The organism is Variovorax sp. J22G73, from assembly GCF_030317035.1.
GTDB lineage: Bacteria > Pseudomonadota > Gammaproteobacteria > Burkholderiales > Burkholderiaceae_C > Variovorax.
Genome location: NZ_JASZYK010000012.1, coordinates 199,181 through 213,068, shown reverse-complemented (window position 1 = coordinate 213,068; position 13,888 = coordinate 199,181). Strand labels below are relative to the sequence as shown.

Annotated in this window: 8 protein-coding genes; 6 read left to right on the top strand and 2 right to left on the bottom strand. The window is 67.6% G+C overall.

Going from position 1 to position 13,888, the window contains the following annotated elements; all coding sequences use genetic code 11:
• Positions 1–625: 625 nt before the first annotated feature.
• The gene (gene glgB, locus QTI51_RS31645; protein ID WP_116912454.1) at positions 626–2,797 is read right to left on the bottom strand and encodes a 1,4-alpha-glucan branching protein GlgB; all 2,172 of its coding nucleotides are present in this window, start codon (positions 2,795–2,797) and stop codon (positions 626–628) included.
• Between the two features lie 5 nt (positions 2,798–2,802).
• The gene (locus QTI51_RS31640) at positions 2,803–4,515 is read right to left on the bottom strand and encodes an alpha-glucosidase (protein ID WP_116912453.1); all 1,713 of its coding nucleotides are present in this window, start codon (positions 4,513–4,515) and stop codon (positions 2,803–2,805) included.
• 212 nt (positions 4,516–4,727) lie between these two features.
• Here QTI51_RS31640 and leuS point away from each other — a divergent pair, with 212 nt between their 5' ends.
• The 6 genes from leuS to QTI51_RS31610 all read left to right on the top strand — a co-directional run bounded on the left by leuS (position 4,728) and on the right by QTI51_RS31610 (position 13,867).
• Positions 4,728–7,358, top strand: coding sequence for a leucine--tRNA ligase (gene leuS, locus QTI51_RS31635; RefSeq protein WP_286517126.1), 2,631 nt, complete (start codon positions 4,728–4,730; stop codon positions 7,356–7,358).
• A 14-nt stretch (positions 7,359–7,372) separates the two neighbouring features.
• Positions 7,373–7,918 (top strand): LPS-assembly lipoprotein LptE, encoded by a 546-nt coding sequence (locus tag QTI51_RS31630; protein WP_116912451.1) that lies wholly within the window; start codon positions 7,373–7,375, stop codon positions 7,916–7,918.
• 28 nt (positions 7,919–7,946) lie between these two features.
• Positions 7,947–9,020: a DNA polymerase III subunit delta gene (gene holA / locus QTI51_RS31625; RefSeq protein WP_116912450.1), complete on the top strand. Its 1,074-nt coding sequence runs from the start codon at positions 7,947–7,949 to the stop codon at positions 9,018–9,020.
• A gap of 82 nt (positions 9,021–9,102) precedes the next feature.
• Complete coding sequence (locus tag QTI51_RS31620; protein WP_116912449.1) at positions 9,103–10,404, top strand: glutamate-5-semialdehyde dehydrogenase; 1,302 nt, start codon at positions 9,103–9,105, stop codon at positions 10,402–10,404.
• Between the two features lie 92 nt (positions 10,405–10,496).
• Positions 10,497–11,813: a glutamate--cysteine ligase gene (gene gshA / locus QTI51_RS31615; RefSeq protein WP_286517127.1), complete on the top strand. Its 1,317-nt coding sequence runs from the start codon at positions 10,497–10,499 to the stop codon at positions 11,811–11,813.
• Positions 11,814–11,998: 185 nt separating this feature from the next.
• Positions 11,999–13,867, top strand: a complete 1,869-nt coding sequence (locus tag QTI51_RS31610) for a potassium transporter Kup (protein ID WP_116912447.1) — start codon at positions 11,999–12,001, stop codon at positions 13,865–13,867.
• Positions 13,868–13,888: the final 21 nt, after the last annotated feature.

Here is a 13,888-nt window from a genome sequence, read left to right as displayed (position 1 = left end):
GCAAGACCTTGGGGTTCCGCACTCCGGCGCAAGTCCTCTTCGAAGACTGTTTCAACCAGAATGTCGATATCCAACCCATCGTTGCACTTGGGATTTGAGGCCGCCAAGCAAGGAAAAGGCGACCCCACTGTCTGCGTCCCCTGCGCTGCGCTACGGGGCAACCTGCGGTGCTCACGTTTCGCGGGGTCTCGCCCAAACTCGCTTCGCTCAAACAAGGGCGAGCCCTGATCCGCGAAACGCTCCGCTCCTCGGCGCAGCCAGAGGGGCGGGGAACCGGACGGGCCATTGCTGCGCTCGGCCCGTGGGGCAACGCTGCCGCTTCGCGGCGGCGCTGCCCGGGAAACTGCCACGCCGAGCGCAGCGATGGCCTGCTTGGTTTTCAAGCCCTTCTGGCTGCGCCGAGGAGCGCAGATGTAGAGGGGATCAGGGCCGCAGCTGTTTGAGCGAAGCGAGTTCTGCGGACCCCCCTCTACGTCGAGCACCGCAGGTTGCCCGTAGCGAAGCGAAGGGACGCAGACAGCAGGGTCGCCTTTTCTTTGGCTACTTTCTTTTGGCGAAGCAAAAGAAAGTAGATCGCCCGCCGGGGCGAGACCCGGCCCCGGAAACCCAACCCCTGAACACACCCTCAACCGAGCACCCACATCACAGTCCCCAACGGCGGCAAGCTCACAGCAACAGACGCCGCCTTTCCATGCCAAGGCACCGAAGACGTAGACACAACCCCGTTGCCGACCCCGCTCCCCCCATAGACGGAAGCGTCCGTATTGAGAATCTCCCGATACGCCCCGGCACAAGGAACCCCCAGCCGATACCCATGCCGAGGCACAGGCGTGAAGTTGCAGACCACCACGACAAAAGAGCCGTCCCGTGCCCGACGCACAAAAGCAAACACCGACTGTTCCGAATCGTCATGCACGATCCACTCGAACCCGGCCCCGTCGTTGTCCAGCTCATGCAGCGCCGGAAAGTGCCGGTACACGTTGTTCAAGTCCCGCACCAGCCGCCGCACCCCCTGGTGCGACGCATGTTCCAGCAGGTGCCAGTCCAGCGCGCGGTCGGCGTTCCACTCGGCGTACTGCGCAAACTCGCCGCCCATGAAGAGCAGCTTCTTCCCCGGATACGCCCACAGGTAGCCGTACAGGTTGCGCAGCCCCGCGAACTTCTGCCATTCGTCGCCCGGCATGCGCCCGATCATCGAGCCCTTGCCGTGCACCACCTCGTCGTGCGACAGCGGCAGCACGAAGTTCTCGGTGTGGGCGTACATCAGCCCGAAGGTGATCTGCTGGTGATGGTGCTTGCGGTACAGCGGGTCGGTGCCGGCGTAGGCCAGGGTGTCGTTCATCCACCCCATGTTCCATTTGTAGTGAAAGCCCAGCCCGCCGTCTTCCGGCGGGCGGGTCACGCCGGGGAAGCTGGTCGATTCCTCGGCCAGGGTGATGGCGCCGGGCCGCTCGACGCCCACCACGCGGTTCATGCGCCGCAGGAAATCGATGGCCTCCAGGTTCTCGCGCCCGCCCAGCACGTTGGGTACCCACTCGCCGGCCTTGCGGCTGTAGTCGCGGTAGAGCATCGAGGCCACCGCGTCCACGCGCAGGCCGTCCACGCCGTAGCGCTCCAGCCAGTACAGCGCATTGCCGACCAGGTAGTTGCGCACCTCGGTGCGCGCGTAGTTGAAGATCAGCGTCTGCCAGTCGTTGTGGAAGCCCTCGCGCGGGTCGGCGTACTCGTACAGCGGCGTGCCGTCGAAATTGCCCAGGCCGTGCGCGTCGGTCGGAAAGTGGGCGGGCACCCAGTCGAGGATCACGCCCAGGCCCGCCGCGTGCGCGGCCTCCACGAAGTGCCTGAAGTCGCCGGGCGTGCCGAAGCGCGAGGTCGGCGCGTACAGGCCGATCGGCTGGTAGCCCCACGACCCGTCGAAGGGGTGCTCGCTGATCGGCAGCAGCTCGATGTGCGTGAAGCCCAGGTCGCGCACGTAGGGCACCAGCGTGTCGGCCAGCTCGCGGTAGTCCAGCCACTCGTGGCCGTTCTTGCGGCGCCACGAACCCAGGTGCACCTCGTAGATGCTGAGGGGGGCATGGCGCTCGTTGGCTTCGGCGCGGCCCTCGGGCATCTTCACGGGGGCGGGCAGGGGCTGCACCACGCAGGCGGTGTCGGGGCGCAGCTGCGCCGAGAAGGCGAACGGGTCGGCCTTGCGCAGCACGTCGCCGTGCGCCGAGAGAATCTCGAACTCGTAGCTGTCGCCCACGGTCACGTGCGGCGCGAAGATTTCCCACACGCCGCACTCGCGGCGCAGCCGCATCGCGTGGCGCCGGCCGTCCCAGTTGTTGAAGTTGCCGACCACCGACACGCGCCGCGCGTTCGGCGCCCACACGGCAAAGGCCACGCCCTTCACGCCGTCCATCTCGCGCAGGTGCGCGCCCAGCCGCTCCCAGGGCCGCAGGTGCGTGCCCTCGGCCAGCAGCCACACGTCGGTCTCGCCGAGCACGAAGGGAAAGCGGTAGGGGTCTTCGAGGCGCGAGGTGTGCGAGTCCCAGTCGACCTGGAACGAATAGCCCATGCGGGCCTCGGCCGCGGGCACGAGGCCGCTGAACAGGTCCGACTCCTCGTGGCGCGTGAGGATGGCCAGCGGCCAGCCGGTGCGCGAGTGCAGCACGGCCACGCGCTGCGCGCCGGGCAGCAGGGCGCGCACGACCAGGCCTTCGGGTGTCTCGTGCGGCCCCAGCACGGCGAAGGGGTCGCCGTGCTCGGCACGCATCAGCGCATGGACTTCGGATTCGGGCAGCGGCTTCAGGGGCATGGTGGTCAGTCGGTTCCCGCGCCGGTAGCTTCACCGGCAGGCACGCCGATGAAGACGCCGTACGGCGACAGCACCAGCATGCGCCTGTCACCCGTGCCCTGCACGACGGCGGTGGCCGACAGCGGTTGTCCGACAAGGGGCAACACGCCTTCGGGCAGCGGCATTGACACCGGCTCGCCCGAAAAATTGAACACGGCCTGCAGCGACTGGCGCCCGCTGCGCCGCTCGAAGTGCAGCAGCGGCTCGGGCGCGTCGAAGAAGGTGATGCCGCCGGTGCGCAGCAGCGGCTGCGCGCGGCGCCAGTGCAGCAGCGCGCGGCTGAAGGCGAGCATCGAACCGGGGTCGTCGGCCTGCTGCTCGACGGCCAGCGGCAGGTGCGCGCCGTGCACCGGCAGCCAGGGCGTGCCGGTGGTGAAGCCGCCGTGGGGCGACTCGGAGGTCCACGCCAGCGGAGTGCGGCAGCCGTCGCGGCCCTTGAACTCAGGCCAGAAGGCGCGGCCGTAGGGGTCTTGCAGCAACTCGAAGGGCACCTCGGCCTCGGGCAGGCCCAGCTCTTCGCCCTGGTAGATGCTGGCGCTGCCGCGCAGCGTGAGCAGCAGCGCCAGCCAGAGCCGGTCGCGCCGGGTGTCGGGCGGGCCGCCGCCGCTCCAGCGGGTGGCGACGCGCGGCACGTCGTGGTTGGACACCGCCCAGCAGCCCCAGCCGCCGGTGGGTGCCAGCGCGTGGTCGAGCGCCTCGACTTGGTGGCGCAGGTGCGCCGGGCTGTGCTCGGCCGTTAGCAGGCTGAAGCTGTAGGCCAGGTGCAGGCGCTTGCCCAGCTCGGTGTACTGCGCCATCACGGGCGGTGCGTTTTCGTCGCCGACCTCGCCCAGCGCCACTGCGCCGTAGCCGTCGAGCAGGCGGCGCAGGCTTTCGAGAAACGCCAGGTTCTCGGTCTGGCTCTTGTCGTACAGGTGCTGCTGCATCGCGTAGGGGTTGTCCGCGCGCACGGTGCTGACCTCGTCGATGGAGGCCAGCGTGGCCGGCGGGTTGTCGCGCAGCAGCGCGTCGTGGAACTGGTGGTTGCAGGCGTCGAAGCGAAAGCCGTCCACGCCGCGCTCGCACCAGAAGCGCACCTCGCCCAGCAGGGCCTGCTGCACCTCGGCGCTGTGGAAGTTCAGGTCGGGCTGCTCGGCCAGGAAGCTGTGCAGGTAGTACTGGCGCCGGCGCGAGTCCCATTGCCAGGCCGAGCCGCCGAACACCGACAGCCAGTTGGTCGGCGGGGTGCCGTCGGGCCGGGGGTCGGCCCACACGTACCAGTCGGCCTTGGGGTTGTCGCGGCTGCTGCGGCTCTCGGTGAACCAGGCATGCTGGTCGGAGGTGTGCGAGAGCACCTGGTCGATGATGAGCTTCAGCCCCAGCGCATGCATGCGCGCGAGCATGGCGTCGAAGTCGGCCAGCGTGCCGAACAGCGGGTCGACCGCCCGGTAGTCGGACACGTCGTAGCCGAAGTCCTTCATGGGGGAGCGGAAGAAGGGGGAGACCCAGATGGCATCGACGCCCAGGCGGGCCACGTGCTCGAGCCGGGACGTGATGCCGGGCAGGTCGCCGATGCCGTCGCCGTTGCTGTCCATGAAACTGCGGGGATAGATCTGGTAGATCACCGCGCCGCGCCACCAATCGCTGCTTTTTCCGCCGATTTCGCCGTCGCGTTTGCTGCTGTCGCTGTTGCTGCCCATGCCGGTCCCTGTGGTCGAAAAACATTGTGGCATGCGAAATCCGGGCCACGGGCGCGGTCTTGCGTACCGAAAAAGCCGCGCCCGGGCAGGCGCGGCCGGTGCAACACGCAGGTTACGTGCCCCCCGGCCGGCGTTTGCGGCCCGGGGCTTTCTCCCGGGCGCGATAATCCCGCGTTCCCGGCCGCCTTGCGCCGGGCTCTTGCCGAGCCGACATGAACCCCAGCTACAAACCCAGCGACGTCGAGTCCGCTGCCCAGGCGCAATGGAGCGCCGCCGATGCCTACCGCGTCACCGAAGACGCGAGCCGCAAGAAGTACTACGCCTGCTCGATGCTGCCGTACCCCAGCGGCAAGCTGCACATGGGCCACGTGCGCAACTACACCATCAACGACATGCTCACGCGCTACCTGCGCATGAGCGGCTACAACGTGCTGATGCCCATGGGCTGGGACGCCTTCGGCCTGCCGGCCGAGAACGCCGCCCTGAAAAACGGCGTGCCCCCGGCCAAGTGGACCTACGAGAACATCGCCTACATGAAGGGCCAGCTCCAGGCCATGGGCCTGGCCATCGACTGGAGCCGCGAGATCGCCACCTGCGACCCGAGCTACTACAAGTGGAACCAGTGGCTGTTCCTGAAGATGCTCGAAAAGGGCATTGCCTACCGCAAGACCCAGGTCGTGAACTGGGACCCGGTCGACCAGACCGTGCTGGCCAACGAGCAGGTGATCGACGGCAAGGGCTGGCGCACCGGCGCCACGGTCGAGCGCCGTGAAATCCCGGGCTACTACCTGAAGATCAGCGACTACGCCGAAGAACTGCTCGAGCACACCCAGCACAAGCTGCCGGGCTGGCCCGAGCGCGTGAAGCTGATGCAGGAGAACTGGATCGGCAAGAGCGAAGGCCTGCGCTTCGCCTTCACGCACGACATCAAGGACGCGGGCGGCAAGCCGATCCAGGACGGCCGGATGTACGTGTTCACCACGCGCGCCGACACCATCATGGGCGTGACGTTCTGCGCCGTGGCGCCCGAGCACCCGCTGGCCGCGCACGCCGCCACGCTCGACCCGAAGGTCGCGGCCTTCATCGAGGAGTGCAAGAACGGTGGCACCACCGAGGCCGAGCTCGCCACGCAGGAGAAAAAGGGCGTGCCCACCGGCCTCACGGTGACGCACCCGATCACCGACGAGCAGGTGCCCGTGTGGGTCGGCAACTACGTGCTGATCGGCTACGGCGACGGCGCCGTCATGGGCGTGCCCGCGCACGACGAGCGCGACTTCGCCTTCGCCAACAAGTACGGCATCGAGATCATCCAGGTGGTGCTGGTGGACGACGAGCCGCACTTCGACTATCACAAGTGGCAGGACTGGTACGGCGACAAGCAGCGCGGCATCACCATCAACTCCGACAACTTCAGCGGCATGACCTACAAGGAGGCCGTGGCCGCCGTGGCGCATGCCCTGGGCCAGAAGGGCCTGGGCGAGTTGCAGACCACCTGGCGCCTGCGCGACTGGGGCGTGAGCCGCCAGCGCTACTGGGGCACGCCGATCCCGATCATCCATTGCGAAGAGCACGGCGCGGTGCCGGTCCCCGAGAAGGACCTGCCCGTGGTGCTGCCCACCGACTGCGTGCCCGACGGCTCCGGCAACCCGCTGAACAAGCACGAAGGCTTCCACGCCGGCGTGGTGTGCCCCGTGTGCGGCAAGGCCGCGCGGCGCGAGACCGACACGATGGACACCTTCGTCGATTCGTCGTGGTACTTCATGCGCTACTGCGACCCCAAGAACGACCAGGCCATGGTCGCCGAGGGCGCCAATTACTGGATGCCGATGGACCAGTACATCGGCGGCATCGAGCACGCGATTCTTCACCTGCTGTACGCACGCTTCTGGACCAAGGTGATGCGCGACCTGGGCCTGGTGAAGGCCGACGAGCCCTTCAGCAAGCTGCTCACGCAGGGCATGGTGCTCAACCACATCTTCTACAAGCGCAACGAGAAGGGCGGCAAGGACTACTTCCCGCCCACCGAGGTGACGACCGTGCTCGACGCGCAGGGCCGCATCACGGGCGGCACCACCGCCGACGGCACCCGGGTCGAGTACGGCGGCGTGGGCAAGATGGGCAAGAGCGAGCGCAACGGCGTCGACCCGCAGGACCTGATCGAGAAGTACGGCGCCGACACCGCGCGCCTGTACACCATGTTCACCGCGCCGCCCGAAGCCACGCTCGAGTGGAACGACGCGGCCGTCGAAGGCAGCTACCGCTTCCTGCGCCGCGTGTGGAACTTCGGTGCCGCGCAGGCCGAGGTGGCGCCCGTCGCGCTGGCCGGCCAGACCTTGGGCAAGGGCGCCCAGGCGCTGCGCCGCGAGGTTCATACCGTGCTGCGCCAGGTCGATTACGACTACCAGCGCATGCAATACAACACCGTGGTGTCGGGCGCGATGAAGCTGCTCAACGCGCTCGAAGGCTTCAAGCCCGACGGCAGCAAGGGCGACGCGGCCGCGCTGCGCGAGGGCTTCGGCATCCTGCTGCGCTGCATGTACCCGGCCACGCCGCACATCGCGCAGCAGCTGTGGAACGAGCTCGGCTACGACAAGGACCTGGGCGGCCTGCTCGACGCGGCCTGGCCCACGGTCGACGTCGGCGCGCTGGTGCAGGACGAGATCGAGCTGATGCTGCAGGTCAACGGCAAGCTGCGCGGCAAGCTGCTGGTGCCGGCCGGCGCCTCCAAGGACGAGATCGAGAAGCTGGCGCTCGCCTGCGACGACTTCGTCGCCTTCGCCGAGGGCGCGCCGCCCAAGCGCGTGATCGTGGTTCCCGGCCGCCTGGTCAACGTGGTTCTCTGACGAACGACTCAAGCATGAACACTCGCACTGTCTCGCAGCCGCGCCGCGGCTTTCTCCTGGGTTTGGTGGCGGCAGGCGCCTCGCTGGGCCTGGCCGGTTGCGGCTTCGAGCTGCGCAAGGCGCCGGTCTTCGCGTTCAAGACGCTGTCGGTGTCGGGCAACTCGGCCATGATCAACCAGATCCGGCGCGAGCTGCGGGCCACCGGCACGGTGACGGTGGTGACGCCGGAGCCCGTCGTGGCAGGCAGCCCGCCCGTCATCTCGACCGCCGATGCGGTGCTCGAGATCCTGGGCGAGAACCGCAACCGCTTCGTCATCTCCACCAACTCGGCCGGCCTGGTGCGCGAGCTGCAGCTGCAACTGAGCGTGCGCTTCCGCCTGCGCACGCCGGGCGGCAAGGACCTGCTGCCCGCCACCGAGGTCTCGCAGACGCGCGACCTGAGCTTCAACGAAACCAACGCGCTGGCCAAGGAAGGCGAAGCCGACCTGCTGTTCCGCGACATGCAGTCGGACATCGCACAGCAGCTGATGCGCCGGCTGGCCGCCGTCAAGGAACTCTGAGGCTGCGCGCCCGGGTCATTTCAATTCCATGCAACTTGCCAGCGCCCAGCTCGCAGCCCACCTGCAGAAGGGGCTGAAGCCGCTCTACACCATCCACGGCGACGAGCCGCTGCTCGCGCAGGAAGCGGCCGACGCCATTCGCGCGGCGGCGCGCACGCAGGGCTACACCGAGCGCAGCTCGTACACCGTGGCCGGCGCGCACTTCGACTGGAGCGCGGTGCTGGCCGCGGGCGGGTCGCTGTCTCTGTTCGCCGACAAGCAGATCGTCGAGATCCGCATTCCCTCGGGCAAGCCCGGCAAGGACGGCAGCGCCGCGCTGCAGCAGATGGCCGAGGCCGCGCCCGGCAACGACAGCACGCTCACGCTGGTGATGCTGCCGCGGCTGGACAAGGCCACGCGCACCGGCGCCTGGTTCTCCGCGCTGGAGAACAACGGCGCGAGCATCCAGGTCGAGCCCATCGAGCGCAACGCGCTGCCGCAATGGATCGCGCAGCGCCTGGGCCAGCAAGGCCAGCGCGTGATGGCCGGCGACGAAGGCCAGCGCACGCTGCAGTTCTTCGCCGACCGCGTCGAAGGCAACCTGCTGGCCGCGCACCAGGAAATCCAGAAGCTGGCGCTGCTGCATCCGGCCGGCGAGCTGAGCTGGGAGCAGGTCGAAGGCGCGGTCAACAACGTGGCGCGCTACGACGTGTTCAAGCTGTCGGAGGCGGTGCTGGCCGGCAACCCGCAGCGCGTGGCGCGCATGCTCGACGGCCTGCAGGCCGAGGGCGAGGCCGAGGTGCTGGTGCACTACACCATCGCCGAGGACATTCGCGCACTCAAGCGCGTGAAGGACGCCATGGCATCGGGCCGGCCGCTGCCGATGGCGCTGCGCGAAAACCGCATCTGGGGCCCGCGCGAGCGCGCCTTCGAGCGCGTGCTGCCGCGGCTGGACGACCGCATGCTGGCCCGGCTGCTGCGCGCCGCGCACCTGGTGGACGGCATCGTGAAGGGGCTGAAGCAGCCCGACTGGCCCGCGAGCGGCTGGCAGTCGCTGCAGCGGCTGGCGCTGATGCTGTGCCGCGCGTGCAGCAGCGCGGCGGCGGCACCGCGGCGCGGCTGAGCGAAGGCCGGGGCCGCGAGCGCGCGAGCCATCGAAAAGCCTGTGTCATCCGGGCCACAGGTCGGCGTGGGAAAATAGCGGCATGAACGCGTTCAACGTCAGCGAGCACATGCAGACCCTTGGTCTGCAAGCCAAAGCCGCTGCATTCCTCATGGCCCGTGCGGATGCAGCTACCAAAAACAGAGCATTGAAGGTCTTGGCCCGGCGCCTGCGCGAAGCCGGCCCGGGGTTGGCGATCGCCAACGAGAAAGACCTGGCCCGCGCCACCGCCGCCGGCCTCTCGGCCCCGATGGTCGACCGCCTGAAGCTCACGCCCAAGGTCATCGAGACCGTCGCCCTGGGCTGCGAGCAGCTCGCCGGCATGGCCGACGTCATCGGCGAAATCATCGGCATGAAGCAGCAGCCCAGCGGCATTCGAGTGGGCCAGATGCGCGTGCCCATCGGCGTGTTCGGCATGATCTACGAGAGCCGCCCCAACGTGACCATCGAGGCCGCGAGCCTGGCCATCAAGAGCGGCAACGCGGCCATCCTGCGCGGCGGCTCGGAGGCCATCGAGTCGAACAAGGCGCTGGCGCTGCTGGTGTCCGAGTCGCTGGCCGAGGCCGGCCTGCCGGTGGAAGCGGTGCAGCTGGTGCAGACCACCGACCGCGAAGCCGTCGGCCAGCTCATCGCCATGCCCGAATTCGTCGACGTGATCATTCCGCGCGGCGGCAAGGGCCTGATCGAGCGCATCAGCCGCGACGCCAAGGTGCCGGTCATCAAGCACCTGGACGGCAACTGCCACGTGTACGTGGACGACACGGCCGAGTTCGACATGGCGCTGCGCATCGTCGACAACGCCAAGACCCAGAAGTACAGCCCCTGCAACGCCGCCGAAGGCCTGCTGGTGTCGGCCGCGGTGGCCGAAGACTTCCTGCCCGAGATTGCCGCCGTGTTCGCGGCCAAGGGCGTGGAGATGCGCTGCGACCCGGCGGCCGCGGCAATCCTGCGCGCCGAAGGGGCCGAAGGAAGCGTGGGTGCGCAGGCCAGGATCGTCGATGCCGTCGAGTCCGACTGGTCCGAGGAATACCTCGCCGCCGTGATCAGCATCAAGGTGGTGTCGGGCGTGGACGAAGCCATTGCCCACATCAACCGCTATTCGAGCCACCACACCGATGCCATCGTCACGCGCGACCACGTGCACGCCCAGCGCTTCCTGCGCGAGGTCGATTCGGCCAGCGTGATGGTCAATGCGAGCACACGCTTCGCGGACGGCTTCGAGTTCGGGCTGGGTGCAGAAATCGGCATCAGCACGGACAAGTTCCACGCCCGCGGCCCGGTGGGCATCGAAGGCCTGACCTCGCTCAAGTACGTGGTGCTCGGGCAGGGCGAGGTCCGGACTTGATGCGCCTTCGCGCCGTCTTGTCATTGGGGCGGCCATCCCCAAATCCTACAATTCCGCTCCACCTTTAAGCACAAAACCAACAAGGCCGCCGCATGGTTCCGCATCTCGTCACCGCCCTGACCGGCCCGATCAATGAACTGGAGCAGCGGGTGCTCGACTCGATGCCCGCCATCGAGCGCTGGTTCCGGCTCGAGTGGATGGAGCACACGCCGCCGTTCTACAGCGCCGTAGACATCCGCAACGCCGGCTTCAAGCTGGCGCCGGTGGACACCAGCCTGTTTCCCGGCGGCTGGAACAACCTCACCAAGGAGATGCTGCCGCTGGCGGTGCAGGCCGCGCAGGCCGCCATCGAGAAGATCTGTCCGGAGGCGCGCAACCTGCTCGTCATTCCGGAAAATCATTCGAAGAACACCTTTTATCTCGCCAACGTCGCGCAACTGGTGCGCATCTTCCACATGGCGGGGCTCAACGTGCGTATCGGGTCCATCGACCCGGCCATCAAGTCGCCCAAGAAGATCGAGTTGCCCAACGGCGACACCGTCACGCTGGAGCCGGTGGTCCGCACCAAGCGTCGGCTGGGTCTGAAAAACTTCGATCCCTGCACAATTCTGCTCAACAACGAGCTTTCGGCGGGAACGCCCGGCATCCTCGAAGACCTGCACGAGCAGTATCTGCTGCCGCCGCTGCATGCGGGCTGGTCGGTGCGCCGCAAGAGCAACCACCTGCACAGCTACGAAGAGCTTTCCAAGCGCTTCGGCAAGCTGCTGGGCATCGACCCCTGGCTCATCAACCCGATCTATGCGCGCGCCGAAGGCGTGGACGTGGCCGAAGGCCGCGGCATCGACGTGCTGACCAGCCACGTGGACGCGGTGCTCACCAAGGTGCGGCGCAAGTACAAGGAATACGGCATCAACGAGAAGCCGTTCGTGGTCGTCAAGGGCGGCCACAGCGGCAGCGGCAGCCCGGGCGTGGTGACGGTGCGCGACGCGAAAGAAGTCGAGTCGCTCATCGGCAAGTCGCGCACCAGTACCTCTTCGGCCGCCAAGACCCCCGCTGGGCGCGACCTGCGCGAGCCCACCGAGCTGATCGTGCAGGAAGGCGTGCTCACCAACGAGCGCGTGCACAACGGCGTGGCCGAGCCGGTCGTCTACATGATGGACCGCTACGTGGTGGGCGGCTTCTACCGCGTGCACGCCGAGCAGGCGCCCGACGAGAACCTCAAGCTGCCGGGCGCGAGCTTCGTGCCGCTGGCCTTCTCCGAAAGCACGCACCTGCCGCAGCCCGGCGCCAAGCCGGGTGCCAGCGCGCCGAACCGCTTCTACATGTACGGCGTGGTCGGCCGGCTGGCCATGGTGGCGGCCAGCTACGAGATGGAAGCGACCGACCCGGACGCCGAAATATACGAATGAAGCTCTAAATCTGGAGGGGCTCGGCTTGCACCGTGCGCAAGCAACGGCAAAATAGCGGCCCCACAGCAACGGAAACAAAAGGGCGGGAGGGGTGATGCGGGCGCGCGGACAGATGTTCGCCCTTGTCGCACCCCGGCGTGTCTGACGCGTCGAAACCTGTTGCCTGCCCTTTTCCCATCGACCTCGTGTCAGCCCCCAAATCTCTCTCCGCCGGCCTGATCGTCGGCGCCATCGGCGTCGTCTATGGCGACATCGGCACCAGCGTGCTGTATGCCGTCAAGGAAGTGTTCGGCCACGGCCACGTGCCGTTCACCGTGGAGAACGTCTACGGCATCCTGTCGATGTTCTTCTGGACGCTGACCGTCATCGTCTCCATCAAGTACGTGGTGCTGGTGCTGCGGGCCGACAACGAGGGAGAGGGCGGCCTGGTCGCCATGCTCGCGCTGGCGTCCCGGGCGGTGGCCGACAAGCCCCGGCTGCGCCACGTGCTGCTGGTGGTCGGCATCTTCGGCACCTCGCTTTTCTATGGCGACGGGGTCATCACGCCGGCCATCTCGGTGCTGTCGGCGGTCGAGGGCCTGGAGGTGGTGTCGCCGCACTTCTCGCACTATGTGATCCCGCTCACGCTGGTCGTGCTGTTCTGCCTGTTCGTGGTGCAGAAGCGCGGCACGGCGGGCATCGGCAAGTTCTTCGGGCCGGTCACGCTGGTGTGGTTCCTGGCCATCGCCGTGCTGGGCGTGTCGCAGATCCTGCACCACCCCGAGATCCTGAAGGCGCTGAACCCGTTCTATGCGCTGAAGTTCATCTGGGACAACCCCGGCACCAGCTTCATCCTGCTGGGCGCCACCGTGCTGTGCGTGACCGGCGCCGAGGCGCTGTACGCCGACCTCGGCCACTTCGGCAAGCGCCCGATCCGCCTGGCGTGGTTCTCGGTGGTGATGCCGGCCCTGACGCTGAACTACTTCGGCCAGGGCGCGCTGCTGCTGGAGAACCCCGAGGCGGTGAAGAACCCGTTCTTCATGATGGCGCCCGAGTGGGCGCTGATTCCGCTGGTGCTGCTGGCCACGCTGGCCACGGTGATCGCCTCGCAGGCGCTCATCACCGGCGCGTTCAGCGTCACGCGCCAGGTCATCCAGCTGGGCTACCTGCCGCGCCTGAACATCGAGCACACCAGCGTGCGCACGGCCGGGCAAATCTACATTCCGCTGGTCAACTGGGGGCTGTTCGTGGCCATCGTGCTGGCGGTGGTCATGTTCCGCTCGTCGAGCAGCCTGGCCGCGGCCTACGGCATTGCCGTGACCACCGACATGCTCATCACCACGGTGCTGACCTTCTTCGTGATCCGCTATGCGTGGAAGCTGCCGCTGGCGCTGTGCATCGGCTCCACGGCCATCTTCTTCTTCGTCGACTTCATGTTCTTCGCCTCGAACCTGCTCAAGCTGTTCGAAGGCGGCTGGTTCCCGCTGATGATCGGCGGCTTCGTCTTCACGCTGATGATCACGTGGAAGGAAGGCCGGCGCCTGATGGGCGAGGCACAGCATGCGGACGCGATCGACCTCAAGTCCTTTCTAGGCTCGGTGTTCGTGAGCCCGCCGGTGCGGGTGGAAGGCACGGCGGTGTTCCTCACGGCCGAGCCCGGCACCGTGCCCAACGCGCTGCTGCACAACCTGAAGCACAACAAGGTGCTGCACGAGCAGAACATGTTCGTCACCGTGCGCAACCACGAGGTGCCCTGGATCCCGATGGACAAGCGCATCGAGATCGACGCGCTCGGCAATCACTGCTGGCAGGTGATCGTGCACTACGGCTTCAAGAACGACATCGACCTGCCGCGCGCGCTCGACAACGCGCGCCTGCGGGGCTGCCAGCTCGAGCCGATGACGACCAGCTACTTTCTCTCGCGCGACGTGGTGATTCCCACGCTGGGCAGCGGCATGGCGCCGTGGCGCGAGAAGCTGTTCGCGCAGATGCACCACAACGCGAGCGGCGCGGCCGCCTTCCTGGGGCTGCCGAACAACGCGGTGGTGGAGCTGGGCTCGAAGATCGAGATCTGAAGGGCTCGGGCTTCGGCGGGG